This window comes from Marinilactibacillus sp. 15R (genome assembly GCF_001895285.1).
In the GTDB taxonomy this organism is placed as follows: Bacteria; Bacillota; Bacilli; order Lactobacillales; family Carnobacteriaceae_A; genus Marinilactibacillus; species Marinilactibacillus piezotolerans.
In genome coordinates this window covers 699,977-723,853 of record NZ_CP017761.1, presented here as the reverse complement: position 1 = coordinate 723,853, position 23,877 = coordinate 699,977, and the positions used below count along the sequence as shown (strand labels likewise).

Genomic DNA, 23,877 nt, shown 5'->3' with positions numbered 1-23,877 from the left:
TCAGACAGCTCAAGAACTTTAAACGAGTGGGAGACCCCACTTTACTTTTTTCGTCATTAACGATAAGTTTGAGATCTTTTTCAATAAAACGAGTCACACTTTTCATGACTCGTTCCCCTGCTCGTTTCGATTTCACATAAATGACAAAGTCATCTGCGTATCGAACGAATCGGTGTCCTCGTTTTTCAAGCTCTTTATCCAGTTCATGTAAGTATACATTGCTGAGAAGGGGTGACAATACACCACCTTGCGGTGCGCCTGTATGAGTTTCTACGAATTCGCCAGACAGGTCTGTTACACCACTCATCAAGAACTTACGGATAATCTTGAGTATCATCTTATCTTTGATGAACTGCTCAAGATGGTACATGAGTTTGTCGTGATTCATGTGTCAAAGCATTGCTTTAGATCACAATCCACAACCACTTTATATCCTTCTTCATAGAACTTGGCACATTGTTTCAGCGCTGTATGTGTTCCTTTATTTGGTCGGAACCCATGACTTTGCGGAAGGAAATAGGGGTCGATATAAGGTTCAATTATTTGTTTGATTGCTTGTTGTACCACACGATCACGTGCACATGGTATGCCCAGCTTGCGCTTCGCACCGTTTGCTTTCGGGATTTCAACCCGTTTAACAGGTTGAGGTTTGTATGTCCCATCAAGCAGCTTCTGCCTTAAGGGCAGATAATACTTCTCAATATGGCCTTCAACCTCAAAAACTGTCATGCCATCTACTCCAGCAGCGCCCTTATTTCGTCTAACGACTTGGACTGCTTCGAGTAAATTTTCTTTTCTTACAACGAGCTCCATCAGTGATGGAGACTTACCATACATTTCTTTCATTTAACCTAGAAGAAAGCTCTACACATCTACATACTCTTTCGGTTCCACCTTATCCCTCCGCAGATTGCCAATGTTTCCATTGTTTTCTGTAGTCTTCGCTTCCTCTAACCTCCAGTCTTTACTTTGTATTTGATATTGTTCGGTCCTTCGGTACGTTTTCCCTACTATGACCTCTGTTCCTGCGATTACTCGTCACAAATAAATCGGCTGACTTCTGTCTATTCGTTGTTACTACGATACATCTGTATCGCTAGACAGATCTCCCCAGGTAAGGTGCGATAACCTGACTACCGCCAGCGAAATGTACCAGCGCTGCCAAGTTTTGTACCACCCTTTGCCATGAAATGTACCAGTCATTGCCAACCTGTTTACCACTTATTAACTTCTGTATAATTAATGTGCATGCCTACGGCATTTAAGCCTAAAGCATGACATTTATTATATGGAGGTTTTTTTATGTTCCAATATAGGAAAGTATTGGAGATGAGGTCTGATGGCTTTTCGCTTCGAAGTATTCGTGCAGCTACTGGTCACTCAAGACAAAAAATAACGGAAGTCATTCGACTTGCGGAAAAAAAGGAGGTGACACTACCGTTAACAGATGAGATGACAGATAAATGGCTCGAAGAGTTTTTGTATCCTGAAAAGACGATGGAAGGATCAGGTTACCGACCGATTGACTTTGAATACATTCACAAAGAGTTGGGAAAGAAGAATGTCACTTTAACACTGCTTCATCATGAATATGAAGTGCAGTGTCGAGCAGAAAACGCTATTCCTTATGCCTATCGCAGTTTCATTCGTCATTATAGAAAATATGCAGAAAAACATAAGGCAACGATGCGAATTAAACGAAAGCCAGGAGAAATTTTAGAAGTCGACTGGGCTGGATCTACCGGTACTTTAATTGACCGAGATACTGGTGAGAAGGTGAAAGTCTATGTATTCGTAGCGACATTTCCTAGTAGTCAATTGTCCTACGTTGAAGGTTTTTTATCAATGAACTTAACGTCGTGGATCACAGCCCATAGACATGCTTACGACTATTTTGGTGGTGTGAGTGAAGTTCTAGTCCCTGACAACTTAAAAACAGGGGTTCAGGAAAATACGCGAAAGCAATTAGTACTAAATCCTACTTATAAAGATATGGCGAATCATTACGGCACATTCGTGATGCCAGCTCGAGTAAAATATCCAAAGGATAAAGCGTCAGTAGAAGGGTCTGTACGCACAATCTCGACTTGGATTATCGCTGCCATGAGGCACACTCAATGCTTCACTTTAAAGGAATGGAATGACGTTGCCAAAGAAAAATTAGAAGAGTTCAATCATCGTGATTTTACGAAGCGTGAAGGTTCCAGATGGTCAGCATTTTTAGAAGAAGAGAAATCGTACCTTTCTCCTCTTCCGCCAACACCTTATCAGATGTCTGAATGGTTAACCGCCAAAGTTCAACCAGACTATCATATCTCTGTTAAAAGTCAGTTTTATTCTGTTCCTTATGAATATATCAGTCAACAGGTAGATGTGAGAGTTACAGATCATCTTATTGAAGTATTCTACAATCATATGAGAATCGCTTCTCATTCACGATTATATGGGAAATATGGCAGGCAGTCCACTAACCGAGATCATATGCCAGAGAACCATAAATTATATACGGATCAAACCCCACAAAATGCCATTGCATGGGCAAAAGATATTGGACGATCTACCTTACAAGTGGTCGAATTAATTCTAAAAAACGCTGCCGTTGAACGACAAGGTGTTCAGTCCATTTTCACTCTTAAGAAAGTGTTACGCAAACACACAAAGTATGAATTGGAAAAAGCCTGCCAGACGGTACTGGACGTCACAGAAAGACCGACGGTCTCTCTTGTTAAAACAGCCCTTAAAAATAATCAGAAGCAGATAAAAGAAGAACAAATGAAGAAAGCAGTAGATAAATTAACTCAGAACCATGGATTCACCCGTGGAGCTAGATACTATGGAGGACGTTTAAATGATGAATGAAGATACGATAACAAAATTGATTGAAATGAAAATGAGTGGCATGGCAGAGGCCTATAAGCAACAGGCACAAAACAAGCAATATAACGATCTGGGCTTCGAAGATCGCTTTAAGCTATTAGTAGACAGCGAACATTCTCGTCGCAAAAGTAATAAGCTTCAACGCTTAATAAGGCAAGCTGCATTCGAAGTTCCTTCAGCATCAATTGAGGAGATTCAATATTTCGAAGACCGACGGTTACCAAAAGAAGAGATCTTACGCTTAGCTTCTGGGTTGTACTTAGAAAATAAGAACAACATCATTCTGATGGGAGCAACTGGAGCTGGGAAAACCTACTTAGCCTGTGCCTTTGGTATAGCTGCTTGTCGTCAATTTTATAAAGTTCAGTATGTTCGCCTACCTGAACTCCTAGATGAGTTTAAGATAGCAAAAAATCAACCAGATGACAGCTATAAAAAATTAATGCGTAAGTACACCAAGAAAGAACTACTCATTATTGATGAGTGGCTTCTTCATGACTTAACAGAAGAAGAACTATACTTGACCATGGAAATCATAGAAAAACGGGAAAAGACGACTTCTACGATCTTCTGTACCCAGTTCAACACAGCCGGATGGCACTCTAAACTGGGAGGTGGTCCCACAGGAGAAGCAGTTATTGATCGGATTGTTCATAATTCCTACACCATCACTATTGATGGTGAAACATCTATGCGTGAACGACTGGGTTTATCCAATAACTTCTAAGATATTATTATGAAAAACTAATATAATCCTATGGATTATGTAAAGGTGTCCCATAACTAACTTAAATCACAGTGGTTATGGGATATTTCTTTAGTGGTACATCGAGCTGGCAAAAGGTGGTACATTCTTTGGCAAACAGTGGTAAGAAAGTTGGCATCAATGGTACAAATGTGTGGCAGTAGTCATAACCTTCCACTCATGTCACTGCCTCATTTACTGTATGGGATTCGTGCAGTATTGGACTTTGTCTTGTTAGGCAGACTCATCCGTCCCTCTTCAGCCTTCATATAAGGGTTCTGTTCGTCAGTGCGAGTGTTTGCCTCCAGCTTCCTTTAGATTCCACCTCACGATGGACACCCTTGCTTTCAGCTAACAGTTCCTACTGCAAAGTCTGTAGTGGACTTTCACCACCAAGTTATCGCCCATGCTGGGCGCACCTAAGAAAAGCCTATTCCTTAATCGGATAGGCTTTTTTGTTCTACCTTTATTGAAAAAAGGTCTTGGTTACTCCAAGATAATTTCTAAAATAACTTTAAGTATATCTGACTATATAAAATCACGGCATAAAAGCAACCCACCAAAATATACTAATTGCTATTATACACATTGAAATCAAATATCCAACAACAAGTAAAATAATAGGTACATATTGTACTAACTTATCTTTTTCTGCTTCTGCACTTTTAAAAACACATTTTCCATAAATACCGAAAAAAACAAGACATATTATTAGTAATAAAATTTGAGCAATTCCTATTGGATAATATCCCAGATAAATAGGAAACATAAGATATATAAAATAGGTTGAAAAAAATAAAAGATCTATGATTACTAAAGCAATTAAACTATTTTTAGTATTCATTCTAGAACCTCCTCTCTTTGTATTCGTTACTATTTAATTCAATTCTTCTTTCCAAAAATATACTCCTTCTCTAAAAAAATGAGTACACATTCTTACCTAGACTAAAACTTTTCAATAAAGTATTCTTACATAAAGAATTAACTTTTTAAAATAACGTTTTAAGGTGGAAGTATTATGAAAAAAGATTTAAGAATAGTATTAAAATTTGGGTTACCTTTTTTGTTATTATATATGATTAATGGCTTACTCAATTTTATTGATGAAAATTTCATTTCTACTTCAGAGGAAATTCAACTCTCTCTTTTATTGGGTTTATTGATTTTACTGGGAAAATTTTTGTTTGCTTGTTTATGTACATATATTATTTTTGGATTAGCCAAGAGACGTAATAAAGGTCATTTTCTAATAGATACACTAGCTTTCGCGATAAAATGGATATTATCCTTTTTATTTTTCCCTATCGTTAATAACATAATCGGTGTTCCTTTAGGAAATCTGTTGCCGGGTATAGAGGAAGCAAGCTGGGTCATTATCATCTCTTTAATTATTTTATTGGCTGAGTTTTTATTCGCTTGTCTTTGTGCTTCCTTTATATTTGAAATCGCTGAACATGGGGAAAAACGTCCTTTAAGATTTCCATAAACAATCATAAGAACGGATGATACGAATGAAAAAACTATTAACCGGCGGCTCTATAGCTTTGATCCTTATTTTAAGCTTTTATTTATATCAAAAAACCACTGAACCACCGCCCAGACTACTCGGAACTTATCAATCAGAAACCAATCCTCCTAATATTATTATGATGTCTTTTACCCATGAGGGAGAATTTGAAGAATATTTCAATTCAAAATTGGTTGATTCAGGTACTTTCAAAAAAGAAGAGGAGGGTGTCTATTCTATCCACAGCGAAAACAAAACAGACTTACTCCTTACTCAAAAAGGAGATCAATTCTATTATTATTTTGATAATGACGAAGTTTATCTTTTAAAGAATTTAGATAAAGCTCCCTCTAGTATTTTAACTGATTAGGTCTCTTTAAGAACATAAAGAACACCCAAAGACTATGATTACTTAGTATTTGGGTGTTCTATCATCTTTACTGACTATATTTTTCGATCTGTTCTCTAGAATGACGAATCAGATTGATTATTTTATCATAATTTTTTGAAGCATATACGTAAAACAGGATATCTACCAGAATAAATTGAGCATGCAGAGAACTTGTTGCCGCGCTCCTTAAAGCACCTTCTTGAGCTCTAACATGCTGGAGAGAGATGTCTGCTTTTTTAGATAAACTATTTTTTCCGAATTGGGTTAAGGCAATCGTTTTATACCCATTATCTTTAGCTAATTCTAGTATTTTCACAACTTCTTTGGTTTCTCCTGAGTTAGATATCCCGAAAAAAATCTGTCCTTCTTTTGGAGCAGACATTGCGGCTAACAGTACATGTGGATCAGAAAAACTGATACATGTTTTTCCGATTCGATTCCACTTATGAGCAATATTTTCTGCTACTAGGTTAGATGCTCCAATTCCATATAAATAAATGATCGAAGAAGATTTTAATACTCTTACCGCTTCAAGTAAAGAACGCTCATTAATCACTGAAACAGTATCCTGCATAGATTGAAAGGCATTACCCAGCAACTTGTCCATAATATCTTCAAGTGGCTCGTCCGGTGTAATATCAGAGTACCCCATAGGGTTAGTCTGAATGACTTCTCTAGATAGGAGTACCTTGAGCTGTGTAAAGCTGGAAATATCCACTCTTTTACACAATCGGATTACTGTTGCAGCACTAGATTCTGCTTCTTTTCCTAACTTTGAAGCAGTCATATTAATTACTTCTTCTGGATTTTCCAGTATGAAATGCGCAATTTTTCTTTCTGCTTTCGGTAATTGATCAGAGATACTTTTAATTCTTCCTAGAATATTTTTTTCTGTCATATTTTTACAGTCCTTTGTCCCTTAGGATAATCCTATTGCTGAGAACGAATTGCTTCACGAACACGACCGTGTTTCTGATCCAACAAACTTTCCGCTTCGCCTAACGTTACTTCTGCCAATATTTGAACAATAGCAGTCTTTACCGAATGAGATTGCTCATAATATTTTTCGGCCTCTTCAATCGAACAGTCTGTAGCTTCCATAATGATTCGTTTGGATCGATCAACTAATTTCTCATTTGTTGCTTGAACGTCTACCATTAAATTCTCGTAGGCTTTTCCTAATTTTACCATAGTCACTGTAGAGATCATATTTAAGACTAACTTCTGAGCTGTTCCTGCTTTTAAGCGTGTAGACCCTGTTAGGACTTCCGGTCCTGTTACGACTTCTACGGGGTAATTCGCAAGCTCACTGATAGCGGAGTCAGGATTGTTGGAAATCGATCCTGTCTGTGCCCCGACTTCTTTCGCGTATTTTAAAGCACCCTTTACATAAGGCGTACGCCCACTTGCCGCAATTCCGATCACCACATCTTTTTCATTCAAATTTTTATCCTTTAAATCTTTGACGGCTAATGCTTCAGAGTCTTCTGCCCCTTCTACTGCTTCCAAAACAGCTTTTTCTCCACCGGCAATTATTCCTTGAACCCACTCAGGTGATGTTCCAAATGTCGGTACGCATTCTGCGGCATCTAATATCCCAAGACGTCCACTCGTTCCTGCACCAATATAAAATAATCTGCCACCTTTTTCCATTTGCTTAATAACAACTGAGATTAAGTCATTGATCTGATTCATGCTTTGACGAATAGCTTTAGTAACTGTAGTATCTTCTTCATTCATCAGTTCTGTCATTTCCGGTACAGATAATGTATCCAAATTCATTGAACGAGGATTTCTCTGTTCTGTATTCATTTTACTCATCATAGTCCTCCATAAATTGAAATTTGACTCCTGCAGTTATGTGCTCTAGTAACCCTAATGAAGCGTCTTTAACTTGACCTAACACATTTACTCGATCATCTGCAGGCAATGCTCTCTTTATCACTTGTAGTTCTCCTACATACCTACCATATAAATCGTTATCTAACGTAATAGAACCCGTTGGTCGTTGCTTAGCTTGAATGGGTTCAAATGACTGCCCTTTTAAAGCAACCCTTGAACCTTCTGAACGAAGGACATCTCTTGCTACATCTTGTCTATTATGATGAATTTCATAAAAATTTTCCGGTAGATTAGTGTGCACATTGGTAATGGGTAAAACGATAACTTCCTCTTCTATCCATTTTTTTATTCTAGTGACGGTACTTTCTTTCATAAGGATATCTCCAATCAGAACTTCATCTACCAGGAAGGTTTCTTTTAAATCCATATAAGCAACAAGCGGATCTATATTGCGATGCTCTTCTAGTGTAGGTAGTCCCGCATATATCGGTCCCCTCTTTTTGAGATTTCCTGGAATAAATGCTTGTATTTTGAATCCTTTATCTTTTAAGTACTTATTTCTCTTTAAGAAGAAATTTCTATCTAGTCCTGTATTTTCTCTAGGATAATAATTATGACAGACCGTAACCTCCGACAGATTCATCCCCGCTTTCATGAGTGAAGTACAAGTTTCTTCAGTAATCGTACTCGCATTCAAGATGATCTGAAAATGTTTTGAGAAAGTTTTAATTTCTGTATACGAAAACCCATGATCAATTCTTAAGCTTGTAATCCCAAATTCCTTAAAAAAATCAATTGCTTTTTCTTTTGTGATTGAATACTGTTCTAATGTACTTGACGATACATCTGCCATCAAGTTCATACCATAGTTTTTTATTTTACCTGTAATCCGTTTCAACCCACTTAACGTTTGTTCAGGATCTTCTTCAGGAATATGAAGAGAGGTAAAAATCGTTTTAACTCCTACTTCGTTTAATACTTTCAAATTTTGCATATTCATTTCTTCAGACTGAGATAAGTAAAGTGATGCTCCTAACATAATCGAACGACCCTCTCTACTAAATTTAATATTTGATTTCTCTTTTATTATGAACGAAATGAAATATTATTTCAATTTATAAAGTGGATTTCATAAAAGTATTTCGCTTATAAAAAATAAGTATAGATGATTGACATCTTAATTTAAGAGAGCTAATATAAAGTCATAGAATATAGTACGAATTAGAGATAAATATTTTTATAATATATAAATTAAAGGAAGCGTTGGATGATGAAAAAAACAGTTGGAATTCACCATATTTCTGCTATCGTAGGAAGCCCCAAAGAAACCGTGGCTTTTTATTCAGAGGTTCTGGGGCTTAGACTGATTAAAAAAACTGTAAATTTTGATGATCCAGGAACTTATCACTTATATTTTGGTAATGAAGAGGGCACTCCGGGAACTATTATGACTTTTTTCCCTTGGCCTAAAGCTTACTCAGGAACCGTCGGAACTGGTCAAGTTGGCAGAACCATGTTTTTTGTCTCCGAAGATGCTTTAGACTTCTGGAGTGAGAGACTGCGTTCTTTCAATATAAAAGTAGAACAAAAATCACTATTTGGGGAAGAAACTCTATTCTTTCAAGATTCTCATGGACTTAATTTAGCTATTGCAGCTAGATCTGTTTCCGCTGAAAACACATGGTTGTCTGAAGGAATTCCTGAAGAAAAATCTATAAAAGGGTTTGCTGGTGCTGCTCTTTTATCTGCGCAACCGGATAGAACAGCAGAACTTTTAGAAAATCATATGGGATTTGAGAAGGTAGAGGAAACCGAAGACTATATTCGTTTTAAAGCAGAAGGAACACTTGGTAATACAATTGATTTGAAAAAATCAGAAAGTCTTTCAGGTTCCTTTGGAGTAGGTACGGTTCATCATATCGCTTTTCGTTCAAAAGATTTTTCGGACCATCTAGAATGGCAAGATTACTTGATGGATAACGGTTATCAAACAACCGAAGTAAAGGACCGTCAGTACTTCAAAGCCATTTACTTCAAAGAACCGGGAGGAATTATAATGGAGATCGCTACTGATACGCCTGGGTTCACAGTAGATGAACCATTAGAACATCTTGGAGAAACGCTGCTACTACCAGAATGGCTTGAATCAAAAAGAGCGTTGATTGAGGCTCACTTACCACTTCTTTCTTAAAAAACTTATCTCTGCCTTAAACTATTAGCAGTTCTCTTATGAAATTGAACAACAAGAGACACCCAGATAATCTTACAAATAAAGACTAACTAGTTTGAAATCTCATAAAGCTCTATACTACTACTTATATTCACTGTTATTAATGAATTACAAACTTTTCAACATAGAATAAATCATTTTATGTAAAATATTTTGATTATTATATCTTCAAAAGAACTAAAGCATTTGCGACAAGCTATTAAAAATTAAATAGTAAAATCATGATGTACTATACTTGTAGCAAGTTAAAATAGTTGCTATCTTGGATCGTGGTGATGCTTATATATGTAAGTGTTAAAACCTTAGAAAGGATAAGCCTTTTTGTCCATAGCTGAAGCGTTACAGCTTATAATTGCTTTTGGCAGTCTTTTGATTTTCCTAATTAATCTTGTAATCATATTGATCAAGCTGAATAGTAACAAAAAAATAAGTAGCCGTATTTGCCAATAAGTAAAATAGCCATATACATCTATTCAACTGTAAAGTTTGTACTTTTACTCTGCCTTTCGTTATTAGTTCCCTAGCTATTAAGATAAGGATCTCCTTTACAAAAAAAAACGAATTCACAACCACTTTTAAGCTGTCGTGAACTCGTTTTTTGTTTTTTAATTTTCTACTTCTGCTTCTTCTAATTCATCAATTGCCAGGTTAGCCATCGTTATGAATCGTTCATTTTGCTGAATTTCGAAGACAAAAGCAGCCTTCTTGTAAGATTCTACTGCTTGGTGACTTTGATCTAAATGCTCTAGGCATAAACCCTTTTGATAAAAGAAATCTCCTAATAAAAAAAGTGTATTATTTTCTATCAATAATTCAAGTCCTTGTAGTACCTTCTCCAAAGAATCGCGATACTTCCCTTGTTTAGATAGACATAGAGAATAATTCAATAATAGTTTTGCTTTTTTCTCATGTCCCATCCATTCTGAAAAAGATTCAAATCCTTTTTGGTAGTACTCTTCAGCTTTATTGTACTCTTGTTTTCGCTGATACTGGTTTCCAATACTGTCGATGATTTCAACTCGTAGTTCACCTTTTTTCGTACCTTCTTCGATTGCGATCAGATGTTTTAATGCTTTATCATAGTCCCCATCTCTATGCGTGTATAACAACCCTTTGATCCATTCGAAAAACAATTTATCTTCTCCAACAGAACGGGCAACTAATTCATGGTTTGTCTCTACCAAATAAGCGACTGAATCATATTCTCTTCTATCAAGATGCTGTCTGATCATTTTACATAATTGGCTGACTTGAGAATGTCTCGTCTCTAGAGAATCTTCCCCATAGAAATAACTCATCGGGGTGTCCATTCGATCCGCTAATTTCTCCATCAGGTCTCGACTAGGTCGTACTTTCTGTTTCTCTAATCTACTAACCATTGCCTGAGTACAGATTCCTTCAGCAAGATCAATCTGTGTCATACCAATTTCTTTTCTTCTTCTTTTGATCTTCTCCCCTAAGCGCATATATCTGATGCCTCGTTCCTTATAAAATATAAATGTGATTATAATAGTCTCATTATACCTAAGCATCTTTTAATTTTCCACACTATAAAGCTAAATTTTATTAATATGACTCTATTAATAAAACACGCTAGTCAACTATAAAATGGACCCTATGTCAAAGACATTTAAAAAAAGAGACCTTATGCAATACCTGATAAAAATTGTTCCCTGTAATGAACAGGGGGCAATTTTTTTAGGTTCCATTGCCCACGTTCATTATTATAATAGTCAATGTAATCACTCACAGTTGCTCGCAATTCTTCTAGGTTCGTACAATTTTCATAGTTCATTTCATCCTTCAAATGTCCGAAGAATGACTCTTGGGGGGCGTTGTCCCAACAGTTACCTCTTCTGGACATGGACTGCCCTAAATGATTCTCTATCAACTTCTTATGAAATTTAGGGCTAGTGTAATGTACGCCTTGATCTGAATGGATAAAAGCATCTTTATGTAACGTTGCACCGTGAGCGCTCATTAAAGCATCTACGGTGTTTAGCGAAATATCAAGTTTTAGATTATCAGATACATAATGAGCTAAAATTTCTTTCGTCGTACCATCTTTAATGGTTGATAAATAACCCAGGAAACCATCAGCTCCAGGTAGGTAAGTAATATCTGTTAATAGAACTTTGTGGGCTATCCCTTGATCAAATTGACGTTCCAGCTGGTTTTCAACAGTGCGATGTTCTTTGGTAGCTTTTGCCATTCTTTTATAGGGATTCGCTTTACGAATGGGGCAGAAAATATTAAATTTCCTCATCAAACGCTGTACCTTTTTACGATTGACTGTGATACCCAGAATATTCTTGAAATACATGACAATGCTTCGAGAGCCTTTCTCGTAACCACGATAACTATAAGCTTTTTCAATTTTGGTTCTCCAAGCCTGATCTTCTTCATCTCGTACATTCCTAGTGCCTGAACTCTTCAAATAATTGTAGTAACCGGAACGGGAAACCTCCAACACATCACATGCATCTACAATGGTTCCTGTGTAGGAACCATCTGTTTTCATTTTATGGATTCTTGCGAAGATTTCGCTAGTCTTTTCGTTTTTTTCTAGCCTCCTTTCGCTCCATTCTGATTTTTTTAACAGTTCATTTTCTTGTTCTAGTAAGGAGATTTTGGCTTGTAACTTTTCAATTTGTTGTTCAGATGTTAGTTCTGTCTTTCGAACTCTGCCCGAATGGTCCTGTCGAGTGTCTTTCAACGCCAAAACGCCATTATCCCGATATTTTTTTCGCCATTTCTTAGAGAATGCTTTTACTCTAGTTTCACCAAGCATATCCAAATCAAATCCTGCTTCAGAAAATATTTGCTTTGCCGTTTTTGAGTCCAATGATTCTGAAACAAAATGGCGTTTGAATTCATCGGAATAAGTAATGCTTTTTTCAGATACATTTTTTACATATGGGTTTGTCTTTAAAAATTGGATTTGTTTTGGTGTAAATGTTAACTTTGACATTTAGTAGCTCCTTTCTGCACGTAGTTGTGCAGTCAATGTGGAATATGGTTTTAATGGACTGAATAATCTTAAATCAACCATACTTATATTTTTCTATATAAGTATACAAAAATAGACCCTATAGAGGGCACTTTTTTTAGTGTCCATTCTATAGGGTCCATTTTACTAAGGACTAGCGTGTTTTTAAATATTATTCTTTCTCTTGCTGAATTAAATGTAAATCTCTCTGCGGGAAAGGGATTTCGATATCATGAGCATTAAATTTTTCAAACAGCTTAAATCTCAGATCACTTGGAATACGAAATTCTCTTTCATCCGCTTGCTGATCTATCCAGAACCAAACCTTAAAATCTAAAGAAGATTCTCCAAAATTTTCAAAGAAAACCCTTGGTTCAGGATCGGCCAAAATATTATGCCAAATTTCTTCATTTAATTCCTTTATCGATTCTTCTATGAGCTGTTTAACTAATCGAACATCACTATCATAAGCAACGCCTACCTCAACAGAAATTCGAAGCTTAGTGTCTGCATAAGATCTGTTAATGAATTTCTCTTCTAGAAAGAAAGAGTTGGGAATGATCATTCGTTCATTTGCTCTTGTTCTTACAATTGTTGCGCGCATCTTAATCTCTTCCACATCCGCGATTGTTTCGTCAATAATGATTCTATCACCGACTTTAACCGGACGTTCAAATAAAATAATCAAACCTGATATAAAATTCGACATAATATTTTGTAGTCCAAACCCGATCCCAACACCTAACACACTTGCAAATACTGTCAAACTAGTCAAATTAAATCCAAGAGAAGATAATGCGATCAGAATCGCCAGTGCTACAACAACATATTGGAATAACGTATTGAACGTAGCCTGCATCCCTCTATCTAGCTCATATCTAGAATACACACTCGGTAACACATGCTTTTTTACCGCATTTGAAAAACGAATCGCTACGATTACCACAAAAAGGACTGCTAAAATCAAAAAAATCGTGACCCTGGTGTCTCCAAAAGTAAAAAGTGTTTCATACAGCCATGGTGTGTTGGATAAGTAAGATAGCAGATAAACGACTAGAACAAAAAGCGTAGTCCAATTTACAAATGCTTTCCATAGTACTTGCCATCTTTCTGATTGAATTAATCGTTTACCGACTTTTTTTAAGATAGACCTAACAACTAGTATACTAATTAATCCTGCTATACCCCCAAGCCAATAAGTAATTCCTGCTTCATTTAAATATTCTAGCCAGCCTTCTAAAATTGCCAATTTATTCGCCCCTCTATTTTGACCTGTTAGTCAATTATAGCAAATACTGATATAAACCTCTAAAAGAACTCTTTACATTGATTCAGAGTCTCGATTCCATTGGACTTTTTTATTTGAAATAATCTTATTGTACTGATAATTGAATATAATAAAACTTGTATATACACAAGCTACTGGCGTCATCCATACAAAAACGGCTATGCTTATTTCAAAACTTGCATAAATCATGAATAGAACTAACATAAAAGATCCAATAGAATAAAAAATTCTGGCAAAAACCAATTGTTGTGCTCTTTTCAACTTCCAAATAAATGGCATCTCAAAGTGAGCTTGAAAACAGAATAATTGCACCATTATGATTAAAGTAAAAAGTAAAGCGATAAATGCTACAGTAAATAGAATAAAACTAATTGACCAGCTATAATATATGAGAAGACCAAGTCCAGTAAATAACCCTGATAGTAGTATCCCCATTTTTAAACTTTCTTTAAAATTACTAACCCAATACCTCCAGAATGTTTTTACTGTAGACACCGGCGTTTGCAATACTATATCTCTTACTAGACAAAACAAAGCTTGGGTAGATGGAAAAAAGAAAAGTGGAAGCCCTAAAGATAATAGAGGTAATAATACATAGTAGCTACTGGGTTGAGTAACGATCTGGAGTTGAATCACCACAATCAGAAGTGGACTATTCAAAATAATCCATAACAAGTTAGCTACAAATAATTTACTGATTTTATCTGATAATTCATATGCCACAGAATAGGCTTTGTCTTTCCACATGTCTTTTCTCCTTTGCTGATTTAATAGCTATTTAAGAGCGCCTTCTGCTACACCTTCTACGATTTGTTTCTGAGAGCTAAAGTAAAAAATGATAACCGGAATAATGGCAATGGTCAGTCCCGCTAAAGCTAAATGCCATTGTTTCGTATATTGTCCAAAGAAATAAAACATGCGAATGGGAATCGTCTGACTATTATTTCCTAGGACTAATGAAGGGAGTAAATAATCATTCCAGATCCAGATAACGTTTAAGATAGCTACCGTAACCGAGATCGGCTTCAATAAAGGAAAGATAATTCTCCAGAAAATCTGAAATTTATTGGCCCCATCCATTCTTGCTGCTTCGTCTAACGTAACCGAAATACTTGTCATGGCACCATGATAAAGAAAGATCGATAAGCTACAGCCAAATCCTAAATACATTAAAATCAACCCCAGACGATTGAGCATTCCGATTTGACCAAAGTTTGAGGTCAACGGAATCATTACTGATTGAAAAGGAATCAGCATAGCTGCTACAAACAGCAGTAACAAAACACTGCTTAATTTACTTTTGTTTCTAGCTAATGCGTACCCTGCCATAGAAGAAAAAATAATAATGACGAGAACGCTGGCTACTGTTATCAGAAGCGAATTAAAAAAAGAACGAACAAATTCTAAATCTTCAAATGCTTGCTGATAATTTTCAAAGTTTAATTCTGAAGGCGGTGTTAGCACATTGGAAAAGATACCTCTCGGATCCTTGAAGCTATTAACGATCATCAAATAAAATGGTGAAATCCAGACTATTCCCAAAAGAATTCCGATAATTTCCAACAAATAGAGAGATTTTTTCTTCTTTTTCATTATAAATCGACCTCTCTTTTCTTATTGTAGTAGACTTGACTCAGAGAAATAACCGCAACAATCAGAAAGAATATAATTGCTTTAGATTGTCCATATGCCATCTGATTCCCAGAGAATGCTGTATCCACGATATTCATTGCTACCATTTGAGTAGAATTATACGGACCTCCGCCTGTTAAAGATAAGTTTTGGTCATATATTTTAAAAGAATTTGAAAGGGTCAAAAACATCGTGACAGTAAATGCTGGTGCAATCAAAGGAAAAATGACATGTCTAAATTTTTGAAAGGGCGTAGCTCCATCAATTTCTGCAGATTCCAATAGTTCTTTAGGAACTCCCTGCAAATAAGCAATATAAATAATCATGATATATCCTGCCATCTGCCAGACAGTCAAAATAACGAGCCCCCAAAAACCAGTACCTGGCGTCGCTAACCACACTTGGAGTGACTCTACTCCAATCAATTCTCCGACAGAAGCAAATACTCTAATAAAAATAAATTGCCAGATAAACCCTAATATCAACCCGCCAATCAGATTCGGCATAAAGAAAACCGTTCTCAAAATATTTCTGCTTTTTAATTTACTCGTTACTAAAAGTGCCAGACTCAAACCAATAACATTCAGTAAAATAATACTGGCAACTGAAAACTTAACGGTAAACCAAAGTGATTGCAGAAACTGTTCGTCTCCAAGTAACCGCTTATAATGATTCAATCCAACAAAGCTGGTAAAATTCAATCCATTCCAATTAGTAAAAGAATAAAATAAACCCATGACTACGGGAAGAATCACTACTAATGTAAGACTAAGTAATACGGGGGTAATAAATAACCAAAATGTAAATTCTTTATTCCTCATCTCATTACTTCCTTTCTGAATCAAACATTAAATTCTTTAAAAAAAGAGAAGAACCGTGATTCATCAAGCATCACCCGGTCCTTCTCAAGTGTATCACTGTCTCATAGACACCCAAGCTTGTTTTGATGCTTCGATTGCTTCTTCCCAGGTCATTTCTCCTCCCAGGTACGCTTGTAAATTAGGCCCGAATTCATTTAATTGATAACCGGTAGGAAATCCTGTAAAGACCCAGCCTAACGTTTCACCATTTTGTGAATAATCGTAAACCGTTTGAGAAAGTGGATCATTAATCTCCATATCTTCGTATCCTTCATAAGCAGGTACAAAATTGAATTCAGAAACCACAAATTCTTTTCCCTCATCTGACAGATACATCCAATCCAGAAAGTCTTTAGCTGCTTGTACCGTAGCCTCATCATTATTACTGTTCACTGCCCAATAGTTAGGAACACCGACCGGCAATTGATCCTCATATCCCTCCAAAGGTATCGGAATCATTCCTACGTTATTTTCTGCAAAATCAGGATCCATCTGCTCTAAGGTAGGATAAATCCAATTCCCTTGTTGGATCATAGCTACTTGTCCTAGAGAGAAATATTCTTCTACCTGTTGAGAATAATCTAAACTGAGTACAGGTTCAACAGAATAGTTCGCCTGTAAATCCAACATATTTTTGAATTCATCAGCTCTTTCAAACTCTAATGATTCTGCATTATATGCGTCAACAGAATTTTCATTTAATTCTGGTGATAAGTAAACATTAGCTAAATGGTCTCCCATGACCCAGCTTTCAGCACCAGGTAAAGCAAATACTGCTTCAATCCCTAAATCTTCTTTTTGACTATCAATTGTTTCAACCGCTGCTTTTAATTCCTCATAAGTGGAAAGCTCTTCAGGATCAACTCCAGCTTGTTCTAATACTTCCTTATTATAAATAAATCCATAACCCTCTAAATTGTACGGAATAGCATCAATTCGTCCATCCTCATGAGTGACATTTTCAATTGTTCCTTCTAAAGCTGCATCAGCAGCTTCTGTATCTGACATATCTGCCATTGTATCCTGAAATTGTTCAATTTCATTTGGCCCAGCCACACTGAATATGTCCGGCTCATCACCAGAAGAAAATCGAGTTGTCAATTGTGTGAAATAATCTGTTCCTCCACCAACGGATGTTATTTCTATCTGAACATTTTCATTCTCTTCCATGTATTGATCTGCCAATTCATTGAACTGTTCATTGAATTCTACTTTTCCTTGCATAATATTCAATTGAATGGTTTCGCCATCTCCATCACTTCCTCCAGATTCTGTCCCCATCCCGCCTGGTCCAGCACCACTTTCGTTACCACATGCCGCTAAAAGCACTGCACAAGCTCCTGTAAAAAGCGCTCCTATTCTCACCTTAGAATCATGATTTTCTAACATATTGATCTCCCTTTCCAAAAGTCTATCACCCATACAAAATGATCACAATAAGTAAATTATTAGGTAAACTAATTGTAATACAACCGTTTTCATTTTTGCAATTTATATGATTTCACTTGTTTATTTTCTTATATAATGATTTGTCATGAGCAACCTTTTAAAATAGCTATACACTGAACAATTATGATAAAATCATAGTATATTAATCTATTTGTTTTATTGTATAATGATTTATTGGCCTTTTCTTAATCCATCATCATAAAAGTACTCTTTACTTGACCGATATATAATAAACAACTTTCTATAACAGCCAATTAACAAAAAAATTTCGGAGGCTTGTACATGTTAACAATGGAACAACTTTACGATGTAGAAAAGCTTCAAAAAGAAGTAGAAGTATTTGATAAAATTGAATTAAAATTGAATTGGGATATGCTTCGCGATAGAGAAGCATATCACTTTGATTTCTTACACTATGAAAATAATGAATTAATAGCTTTTATTGGGTTATATCCTTTTGGATCAACTGTTGAAGTAACTGGTATGGTTAAACCCAGAGAACGCCGGAAAGGACAGTTCACAAAATTATTTAAAAAATCAATGAAATCAGCGGCTAAAATCGGTTATAAAAAAATCTTATTAAATGCTCCCTCTACAGCTAGAGAAGCAAAGGATTTTCTTAAGAAACAAAAAGCAGACTATAGCTTTACTGAACATCAGATGAAATGGGAGCCAAGACCACTAACCGTTTCTTACTCTGGATTCAAATTACGCCCTACGGAAAGAAAAGATGCAGACTTAAGGATTCAACTTGATATGCTAGCATTCGATTTATCCGAAGAAGATGCCTTGGCAAATGAAAGCAACATTATCAATGATCCAGATACTGATTTATTCATGATTGAAGTGAACCATAAAGCGATTGGTAAAATACAGATCTATCTAGAAGACAGTCAAGCATGGATTTACGGTTTTTCAATTCTTCCTGAGTACCAAGGAAAAGGCATCGGAAGCAACGTATTACGTTATCTCGTACAAGAGCAAAGTAAAAAAGGCTACTCTGTCCATCTAGAAGTAGAAACAACTAACACTAATGCATTAGGATTATATAAAGCTGTTGGCTTTACAGTAATTCATGCTCAAGATTATTACACTTATAAAAAAGCTTAAACGATTAAATGTCTATAAATAAATTAATTAATCTCTAAAAATTTTGAAGTACAAGTTTATGTGAAAATAGGTCTTAATACACTATTTTAATATAAATTTGTATCTAGCTGTCATTAATGAGATAATAAAGTACTAAATGTTGCTCAACACACTTATGGATCATAATTAGGAGGTTAGGAAATATGCTAAAAAAACCATTTAAAACAATCGGTTTTGTCAATAGCCACAAACTTGGTGAAAAGCGAATTGCCTTATTACCTAAAGACATAGTAGAATTAAAACATCGTGAAGCGTTATTCTTTGAAAGAAATTATGGAAGCGATTTAAATATTTCTGATACTGAATATGCAGCTTTAGGTTGCCAAATCGTTTCTAGGAAGGTTGCTTTGGCACAGGATATCGTATGCGATCCTAAAATCGGAGATGCTACTTTTATAAAAGATTTACATCCAGGTCAAACAATATTTGGATGGGTCCATGCAGTACAGAATAAAGAAATAACAGATACATTAGTTGCTAATCAGTTATCTGCCTATGCATGGGAAGACATGTATGAAGACAATCGCCATTCCTACTGGCGCAATAATGAACTAGCTGGAGAAGCTGCTGTTATGCATGCCTATCAATTAAATGGCGTAATGCCGTATGATACAAAAGTAGCTATTTTAGGGCGCGGTAATACTGCACGGGGAGCCCAACGTATTTTAATCGGTTTAGGTGCAGATGTTAAAGTCTATAACCGCAAACAAGAAAAGTTATTTCAAAAAGAAATGACTGAATTCGATGTTATTGTCAATGCGATCTTATGGGATACTTCTCGCACGGATCATCTTATTTACCAAAAAGATTTAAAACAATTCAAACCTGGTACACTGTTTATTGACGTTAGCTGTGACGAGCAAGGTGCCATTGAAACCACCGTTCCTACCTCTTTAAATAATCCTATCTACAAAGTTGATGGAGTTGTCCATTACGCAGTCGATCATACCCCAACTATTTTCTATCGCTCTTCTTCAAATGCCATTTCTTCAGAAACTGCTAACTATATCGATAAATTAGTAGAAAACCGTCCCAACAAGATTTTAAAGAATGCTCTGATTGTCGATAACGGACGAATTATTGATGAAAGAATCAATCAATTCCAGCATCGATCTATACATGACTCATTAATACAGTCTGACAGACAAGATCCGGCTTCAATGATTTAATTGTTAAGATAATATTCTTCTAGAATTTAAATTTTATATTTTGCTTAGATATGATAGAGACCCCTAGAAGTTGAATTTCACTTTGACTTCTAAGGGTCTCTAATAGGTTAAATAGAAAGATAAAGTATAAATATTGATTTTATCAAGTTCAATTCTCAAATAAGCTACATCTCTTAATTTCTTTTATATTTATTTATGGAAAAATTTAAAACTGTCTCAACCAACATCTTCTTAACCTAGATAATCTTTACAAGCTTTTTCGCATTCGCGGCAAGCTTTAGCACAGTCTTGACAGTGTTGCATGTCATGCTTCTCACATTCCTCTGCACAAATACCGCAAGCTTTAGCACATGCTGCTACTAGGTCAGGAAATACTTCGCTTTCTCTATAGGCAAAGTCCGCTACGATTCCACATAAATCGGCACATTCACGATCTGTACGGATGCAGTTCGCCATCATCTTTACGTCGTCTTCTTTTAAACAGGCATCAAAACACTCGTTACATGCTTTAGCACACGCAGCTACTTTACTGACTAACGTTTCTACTGCTTCACTCATTGTCTATCACTCCTATTATTTTTTTTATTCTATTATTAGTCTACTTTCAACCATATTTTATGACAAGTGAAAAGCTTAAAGCACAAAAAAGGAAGCTGTGAAGGTGCCGACCCCCAGAAGTTAGAGTAAACATTCTAACTTCTGAGAGTAAACATAATTACAGTCTTTTTTTAACCTTGATAATGATACCTGAAATAATAGCGCCTATTACAGAAAAAATAGACAAACTTATTACACCATTCATAAAATTAACTTGTTGATTTAGCCTTGGCATATATTCATTTCCATAAGTAAGAACTTTAGAAATATCAAAATACGTTAAAGGTATATAGTGTCCAAAGCTAGCCAAGGCAGAGTCGGGGCTAAAAACAGGTGTACTAGGAATTATAATAATAATCAGCAATACAAATAGATTGATAAAGACGTTATCTGTAAATCTAGAAACTAACAGTGAAAGAAACGAGATGAACACGATAATTAGTAGTAATAAAATAGATACTTTAACTAAAAATTCAAATGTTGTTATGATATCAACGTGAATGCCATCCTCTGAGCGAGGAATTGGATAATTCCACATGCCTGGTCCATTTTTGACAGTAGCCGCTATAAAAGAAATAATCATAGCTACAAAAAAAACGATAATACTGTATCCGACAGAGACAATCATTTTAGACGAGGCAAATACTCTGTGTGGCAAAGGCGTCATATTCAAAAAATCTTTTGTTTCCTTGTTCTTTTCAGCAGAAAATATATTGCTACAAATCACGACCGGCAGAATTAATATCATTATGAAAGGGAAAAATCCCTGAAAGATACTAGAAATGTAATTGACCCCTGGTGTACTATTACTAAATGTCTCTAGAGAGGGTAAATCATTGTCCACTAAGTAACCTAATTCCGCAACTATTTTACGTTGTTCAACTATAGGGATCCCTACACGCGACCCTGCCTCCATTTGTTCAAGAACTTTTTCCTCATATGCTAGTTTCGCTTCTAATTTTTTAGAGGAATCATTTCCTTCATTTTCTTGCAATAAGCTTTTCAATAAATCTAATCGTTCAGTTTCATCTTTTACTGCTAGATCTACATTAGCTTGTTCCATTTCTCGTATGCCTTCTTCGGCTTGAAAAATTTCCGTTTCCAGTGCAGCTGTTTCATCCATATCAGATTGCATATCTGGAATTGCTATTAAAGGTATTAAAAATAGAGCTACTGTTATGGCTAGTATCACTATGTACAATTTATCCTTCAATATTTTTTTTATTTCAAATACTAGATGATTAAACATCATTCTTCCTCCATACCATATAATTTGTTGTAGACATTTTCTGAAGATTCACCATTCTTTTTACTATCTATAGAATGAACTATATTGCCATCTTTAAGAAAAAGAACTTTGTCCGTAATGGTATCTATATTAGAAAGTATATGCGAAGAAATAATAAAAATTTTATCGTCTTTTTTCATTTCTTCAATGTATTTACTGATTATTCTTATACTAGTAGGGTCTAACCCATTCATTGGCTCATCTAATAAAATAACGTCTGCATCACTTACAATACACATAGCTAATAATATATGTTGTTTCATTCCCAAAGACAATTTTTTTATAGGTTTGTTAATATAATCTGAAATACCTAATTTACGGATTACCACTTCTACATCTATTGATGATTCCCATACGGATTTCACATAAGAAAGATGATCCATTCCATTTAAGTTAGGATATAACGTATGATTACTTTCGACGTAGTACAATTTTTTGTAATAGGCTTCTCTATCGTCGTGAACTGTCTTTCCTTCTATAGAAACACTTCCCTCTTGAGGTTGTATGAGCCCCGATATTGCCCTTAAAAGCGTTGTTTTTCCTGTTCCGTTCGGTGCAACTAACCCTATAATTTCCGATTGAGTAATTTCTAGATTAATATTTTTAAGAATTACCTTCTTTTTATACTTTATAGTTAAATTTGTTACTTTCACCCTTCATTCTCCTTCATTCATCAAATATGTTTTTCGGTGTATTTTCTAGTTCAACCTACTTTATCTATAGTATTATTCATAATACTATAGATAAAGTGGTAATACTACTATAAATAAATTAATAATTTTTAAAAGAAATTCATTGACGTTATAAATACAGACCGTTATGATAGTCTTAAGACTATATTACAAAATTACTTATTCGAACTTTTTTGTAATATAGTCTATATCCTAACTGAAAGGAGATACCAATATGCTAAAAAAAACGGGCTTAAAGTTAGCGTTAGTATTAGGAGTTTTCTCTATAATGTTCGTAACTTCTCCTAACACAGCAGAAGCTGCTCATGTCGAAAGTGTTCCTGATTCTTATTTTGCTCAAATGACTAAATCTACTGGTAGATTCAGCGAAAACTATGGACATACTTATAAAGATTTGAGATTTGCAAATGGTTACACTAGAAGTGGTCCTACTCGTTCGCAATACTCTTCAACTCTTTTCAAAGTAACATATAAATATACTTATTCGTACTATACTTATTAGGAAAGGGGTTTATATCGATATGAAAAAACGGGTCATGAAAATCATTTTATTTCTAAGTGTTGGAATCTTATGTATTATTACTTTTCCTAATACTGCAGAAGCTGCTCAGGTTGCTGAGGTCGATGATTACTACTATAGAACCTACTATGTTGACGATGCTCAATATGGTTCTATTACTGGACGCACAACTAAATTACTGAGATTTACAAATGGCTATACTAAAGGTTCAACAACTCAAAGACAAGTTTCTTCAACGCTTTTCACTAGAACATATAAGTATACTTATAGTTATTATACTTATTAAGGAGTATTAGAAATATTAACGCTGTGGTGCATTCAATAAAATGTAAATATACTAATTTTCTCAACAATTTTTTAAGTATCAGGAAAAGACGAAGTAGAAACACATTTTCTAATAACTCTTTAAATGCAGAGACCCATCTGGAAGAATTGTCCTTTTATAATTCTTTTAAGTGGGTCTTATTCATTTACTTATTTTTCGGTTCTATCTAAATGACGTTGATATATGAAAAAAAAGCACGCGCTTAAATTTATAAAATTGGACTTATCAATATAAAAAATTAACCTGTTATTGACAGCTTTTTAGTCTAGAACTATTGTACACCACTTTTAAAATAGGCATAATTGAGAGTGTAAAATATCTTGTGTA

General features: G+C 35.3%; 24 protein-coding genes and 1 pseudogene. 10 read left to right on the top strand and 15 right to left on the bottom strand.

Annotated elements, in window-relative coordinates:
* Positions 1 to 67: 67 nt before the first annotated feature.
* Positions 68 to 729: pseudogene (locus tag BKP56_RS14180) on the bottom strand (reverse transcriptase domain-containing protein); the annotation flags it as partial.
* Between the two features lie 573 nt (positions 730 to 1,302).
* Between BKP56_RS14180 and istA the strand changes: the two are divergent.
* Together istA and istB are read left to right on the top strand one after the other, a co-directional pair.
* A complete protein-coding gene (gene istA, locus BKP56_RS03545; protein ID WP_072693405.1) occupies positions 1,303 to 2,859 on the top strand; it encodes an IS21 family transposase in 1,557 nt (518 codons plus the stop codon).
* Positions 2,849 to 3,604: an IS21-like element helper ATPase IstB gene (gene istB / locus BKP56_RS03540; protein ID WP_022796280.1), complete on the top strand. Its 756-nt coding sequence runs from the start codon at positions 2,849 to 2,851 to the stop codon at positions 3,602 to 3,604. Before istA ends, istB begins: the two co-directional genes overlap by 11 nt.
* A 556-nt stretch (positions 3,605 to 4,160) precedes the next feature.
* Here istB and BKP56_RS03535 read toward each other — a convergent pair.
* Complete coding sequence (locus tag BKP56_RS03535; protein ID WP_072693733.1) at positions 4,161 to 4,466, bottom strand: hypothetical protein; 306 nt, start codon at positions 4,464 to 4,466, stop codon at positions 4,161 to 4,163.
* A 174-nt stretch (positions 4,467 to 4,640) separates the two neighbouring features.
* Between BKP56_RS03535 and BKP56_RS03530 the strand changes: the two genes are divergently transcribed.
* Complete coding sequence (locus tag BKP56_RS03530) at positions 4,641 to 5,108, top strand: hypothetical protein (protein WP_072693732.1); 468 nt, start codon at positions 4,641 to 4,643, stop codon at positions 5,106 to 5,108.
* A 25-nt stretch (positions 5,109 to 5,133) separates the two neighbouring features.
* Positions 5,134 to 5,499: a hypothetical protein gene (locus tag BKP56_RS03525; RefSeq protein ID WP_072693731.1), complete on the top strand. Its 366-nt coding sequence runs from the start codon at positions 5,134 to 5,136 to the stop codon at positions 5,497 to 5,499.
* A gap of 67 nt (positions 5,500 to 5,566) precedes the next feature.
* On the opposite strand, the gene BKP56_RS03520 is transcribed toward BKP56_RS03525, so the two are convergent.
* The 3 genes from BKP56_RS03520 to BKP56_RS03510 are packed head-to-tail and all read right to left on the bottom strand — an operon-like array spanning position 5,567 to position 8,401.
* A complete protein-coding gene (locus BKP56_RS03520) occupies positions 5,567 to 6,418 on the bottom strand; it encodes a MurR/RpiR family transcriptional regulator (RefSeq protein ID WP_072693730.1) in 852 nt (283 codons plus the stop codon).
* Positions 6,419 to 6,450: 32 nt separating this feature from the next.
* Positions 6,451 to 7,344 (bottom strand): N-acetylmuramic acid 6-phosphate etherase, encoded by an 894-nt coding sequence (murQ, locus tag BKP56_RS03515; protein ID WP_072693729.1) that lies wholly within the window; start codon positions 7,342 to 7,344, stop codon positions 6,451 to 6,453.
* Positions 7,334 to 8,401, bottom strand: a complete 1,068-nt coding sequence (locus BKP56_RS03510; RefSeq protein ID WP_072693728.1) for a DUF871 domain-containing protein — start codon at positions 8,399 to 8,401, stop codon at positions 7,334 to 7,336. Before BKP56_RS03510 ends, murQ begins: the two co-directional genes overlap by 11 nt.
* A 228-nt stretch (positions 8,402 to 8,629) precedes the next feature.
* Between BKP56_RS03510 and BKP56_RS03505 the strand changes: the two genes are divergently transcribed.
* Positions 8,630 to 9,553, top strand: coding sequence for a ring-cleaving dioxygenase (locus BKP56_RS03505; RefSeq protein WP_072693727.1), 924 nt, complete (start codon positions 8,630 to 8,632; stop codon positions 9,551 to 9,553).
* Between the two features lie 360 nt (positions 9,554 to 9,913).
* Positions 9,914 to 10,042, top strand: coding sequence for a putative holin-like toxin (locus BKP56_RS14205; RefSeq protein ID WP_143744950.1), 129 nt, complete (start codon positions 9,914 to 9,916; stop codon positions 10,040 to 10,042).
* Between the two features lie 155 nt (positions 10,043 to 10,197).
* Here BKP56_RS14205 and BKP56_RS03495 read toward each other — a convergent pair whose 3' ends face one another.
* From BKP56_RS03495 to BKP56_RS03465, 7 genes are all read right to left on the bottom strand, one after another.
* Positions 10,198 to 11,058, bottom strand: a complete 861-nt coding sequence (locus BKP56_RS03495; RefSeq protein WP_072693726.1) for a helix-turn-helix domain-containing protein — start codon at positions 11,056 to 11,058, stop codon at positions 10,198 to 10,200.
* A gap of 179 nt (positions 11,059 to 11,237) precedes the next feature.
* A complete protein-coding gene (locus BKP56_RS03490) occupies positions 11,238 to 12,563 on the bottom strand; it encodes an IS3 family transposase (RefSeq protein ID WP_072693725.1) in 1,326 nt (441 codons plus the stop codon).
* A 190-nt stretch (positions 12,564 to 12,753) separates the two neighbouring features.
* Positions 12,754 to 13,830, bottom strand: a complete 1,077-nt coding sequence (locus BKP56_RS03485) for a mechanosensitive ion channel family protein (RefSeq protein ID WP_083540456.1) — start codon at positions 13,828 to 13,830, stop codon at positions 12,754 to 12,756.
* 72 nt (positions 13,831 to 13,902) lie between these two features.
* On the bottom strand, positions 13,903 to 14,616 hold the full coding sequence (locus tag BKP56_RS03480) for a DUF624 domain-containing protein (protein ID WP_072693724.1): 714 nt from the start codon (positions 14,614 to 14,616) through the stop codon (positions 13,903 to 13,905).
* A gap of 27 nt (positions 14,617 to 14,643) precedes the next feature.
* The gene (locus BKP56_RS03475; RefSeq protein ID WP_072693723.1) at positions 14,644 to 15,462 is read right to left on the bottom strand and encodes a carbohydrate ABC transporter permease; all 819 of its coding nucleotides are present in this window, start codon (positions 15,460 to 15,462) and stop codon (positions 14,644 to 14,646) included.
* The gene (locus BKP56_RS03470) at positions 15,462 to 16,322 is read right to left on the bottom strand and encodes a carbohydrate ABC transporter permease (protein WP_072693722.1); all 861 of its coding nucleotides are present in this window, start codon (positions 16,320 to 16,322) and stop codon (positions 15,462 to 15,464) included. Before BKP56_RS03470 ends, BKP56_RS03475 begins: the two co-directional genes overlap by 1 nt.
* A 93-nt stretch (positions 16,323 to 16,415) precedes the next feature.
* Positions 16,416 to 17,750 carry an ABC transporter substrate-binding protein gene (locus tag BKP56_RS03465; RefSeq protein ID WP_072693721.1) on the bottom strand — a complete coding sequence of 445 codons (1,335 nt, stop codon included), beginning with the start codon at positions 17,748 to 17,750 and terminating at the stop codon, positions 16,416 to 16,418.
* Between the two features lie 342 nt (positions 17,751 to 18,092).
* On the opposite strand from BKP56_RS03465, the gene BKP56_RS03460 reads away from it, so the two are divergent.
* Both BKP56_RS03460 and BKP56_RS03455 read left to right on the top strand, forming a co-directional pair.
* On the top strand, positions 18,093 to 18,920 hold the full coding sequence (locus tag BKP56_RS03460) for a GNAT family N-acetyltransferase (RefSeq protein WP_072693720.1): 828 nt from the start codon (positions 18,093 to 18,095) through the stop codon (positions 18,918 to 18,920).
* Positions 18,921 to 19,102: 182 nt separating this feature from the next.
* Positions 19,103 to 20,128, top strand: coding sequence for a N(5)-(carboxyethyl)ornithine synthase (locus BKP56_RS03455; RefSeq protein WP_072693719.1), 1,026 nt, complete (start codon positions 19,103 to 19,105; stop codon positions 20,126 to 20,128).
* Positions 20,129 to 20,359: 231 nt separating this feature from the next.
* Here BKP56_RS03455 and BKP56_RS03450 read toward each other — a convergent pair whose 3' ends face one another.
* The 3 genes from BKP56_RS03450 to BKP56_RS03440 all read right to left on the bottom strand — a co-directional run bounded on the left by BKP56_RS03450 (position 20,360) and on the right by BKP56_RS03440 (position 22,666).
* The gene (locus BKP56_RS03450) at positions 20,360 to 20,686 is read right to left on the bottom strand and encodes a four-helix bundle copper-binding protein (RefSeq protein ID WP_072693718.1); all 327 of its coding nucleotides are present in this window, start codon (positions 20,684 to 20,686) and stop codon (positions 20,360 to 20,362) included.
* A 157-nt stretch (positions 20,687 to 20,843) separates the two neighbouring features.
* On the bottom strand, positions 20,844 to 21,974 hold the full coding sequence (locus tag BKP56_RS03445; protein ID WP_072693717.1) for an ABC transporter permease: 1,131 nt from the start codon (positions 21,972 to 21,974) through the stop codon (positions 20,844 to 20,846).
* Positions 21,974 to 22,666, bottom strand: a complete 693-nt coding sequence (locus BKP56_RS03440) for an ABC transporter ATP-binding protein (RefSeq protein WP_072693716.1) — start codon at positions 22,664 to 22,666, stop codon at positions 21,974 to 21,976. Before BKP56_RS03440 ends, BKP56_RS03445 begins: the two co-directional genes overlap by 1 nt.
* A gap of 253 nt (positions 22,667 to 22,919) precedes the next feature.
* On the opposite strand from BKP56_RS03440, the gene BKP56_RS03435 reads away from it, so the two are divergent.
* Together BKP56_RS03435 and BKP56_RS03430 are read left to right on the top strand one after the other, a co-directional pair.
* Positions 22,920 to 23,207, top strand: a complete 288-nt coding sequence (locus BKP56_RS03435) for a hypothetical protein (protein ID WP_072693715.1) — start codon at positions 22,920 to 22,922, stop codon at positions 23,205 to 23,207.
* A 19-nt stretch (positions 23,208 to 23,226) separates the two neighbouring features.
* Positions 23,227 to 23,511 carry a hypothetical protein gene (locus BKP56_RS03430; protein WP_072693714.1) on the top strand — a complete coding sequence of 95 codons (285 nt, stop codon included), beginning with the start codon at positions 23,227 to 23,229 and terminating at the stop codon, positions 23,509 to 23,511.
* Positions 23,512 to 23,877: the final 366 nt, after the last annotated feature.

What these genes read in the sequence shown, in the direction of transcription:
- BKP56_RS03445 (WP_072693717.1), bottom strand. Translation starts at nt 21,974, where the DNA reads ATGTTTAATCATCTAGTATTTGAAATAAAAAAAATATTGAAGGATAAA.
- BKP56_RS03430 (WP_072693714.1), top strand. Translation starts at nt 23,227, where the DNA reads ATGAAAAAACGGGTCATGAAAATCATTTTATTTCTAAGTGTTGGAATC.
- murQ (WP_072693729.1), bottom strand. Translation starts at nt 7,344, where the DNA reads ATGATGAGTAAAATGAATACAGAACAGAGAAATCCTCGTTCAATGAAT.
- BKP56_RS03470 (WP_072693722.1), bottom strand. Translation starts at nt 16,322, where the DNA reads ATGAGGAATAAAGAATTTACATTTTGGTTATTTATTACCCCCGTATTA.
- BKP56_RS03520 (WP_072693730.1), bottom strand. Translation starts at nt 6,418, where the DNA reads ATGACAGAAAAAAATATTCTAGGAAGAATTAAAAGTATCTCTGATCAA.
- BKP56_RS03510 (WP_072693728.1), bottom strand. Translation starts at nt 8,401, where the DNA reads ATGTTAGGAGCATCACTTTACTTATCTCAGTCTGAAGAAATGAATATG.
- BKP56_RS03435 (WP_072693715.1), top strand. Translation starts at nt 22,920, where the DNA reads ATGCTAAAAAAAACGGGCTTAAAGTTAGCGTTAGTATTAGGAGTTTTC.
- BKP56_RS03495 (WP_072693726.1), bottom strand. Translation starts at nt 11,058, where the DNA reads ATGCGCTTAGGGGAGAAGATCAAAAGAAGAAGAAAAGAAATTGGTATG.
- BKP56_RS03475 (WP_072693723.1), bottom strand. Translation starts at nt 15,462, where the DNA reads ATGAAAAAGAAGAAAAAATCTCTCTATTTGTTGGAAATTATCGGAATT.
- BKP56_RS03490 (WP_072693725.1), bottom strand. Translation starts at nt 12,563, where the DNA reads ATGTCAAAGTTAACATTTACACCAAAACAAATCCAATTTTTAAAGACA.
- istB (WP_022796280.1), top strand. Translation starts at nt 2,849, where the DNA reads ATGATGAATGAAGATACGATAACAAAATTGATTGAAATGAAAATGAGT.
- BKP56_RS03535 (WP_072693733.1), bottom strand. Translation starts at nt 4,466, where the DNA reads ATGAATACTAAAAATAGTTTAATTGCTTTAGTAATCATAGATCTTTTA.
- BKP56_RS03480 (WP_072693724.1), bottom strand. Translation starts at nt 14,616, where the DNA reads ATGTGGAAAGACAAAGCCTATTCTGTGGCATATGAATTATCAGATAAA.
- istA (WP_072693405.1), top strand. Translation starts at nt 1,303, where the DNA reads ATGTTCCAATATAGGAAAGTATTGGAGATGAGGTCTGATGGCTTTTCG.
- BKP56_RS03450 (WP_072693718.1), bottom strand. Translation starts at nt 20,686, where the DNA reads ATGAGTGAAGCAGTAGAAACGTTAGTCAGTAAAGTAGCTGCGTGTGCT.
- BKP56_RS03465 (WP_072693721.1), bottom strand. Translation starts at nt 17,750, where the DNA reads ATGTTAGAAAATCATGATTCTAAGGTGAGAATAGGAGCGCTTTTTACA.
- BKP56_RS03455 (WP_072693719.1), top strand. Translation starts at nt 19,103, where the DNA reads ATGCTAAAAAAACCATTTAAAACAATCGGTTTTGTCAATAGCCACAAA.
- BKP56_RS03460 (WP_072693720.1), top strand. Translation starts at nt 18,093, where the DNA reads ATGTTAACAATGGAACAACTTTACGATGTAGAAAAGCTTCAAAAAGAA.
- BKP56_RS03505 (WP_072693727.1), top strand. Translation starts at nt 8,630, where the DNA reads ATGATGAAAAAAACAGTTGGAATTCACCATATTTCTGCTATCGTAGGA.
- BKP56_RS03525 (WP_072693731.1), top strand. Translation starts at nt 5,134, where the DNA reads ATGAAAAAACTATTAACCGGCGGCTCTATAGCTTTGATCCTTATTTTA.
- BKP56_RS03530 (WP_072693732.1), top strand. Translation starts at nt 4,641, where the DNA reads ATGAAAAAAGATTTAAGAATAGTATTAAAATTTGGGTTACCTTTTTTG.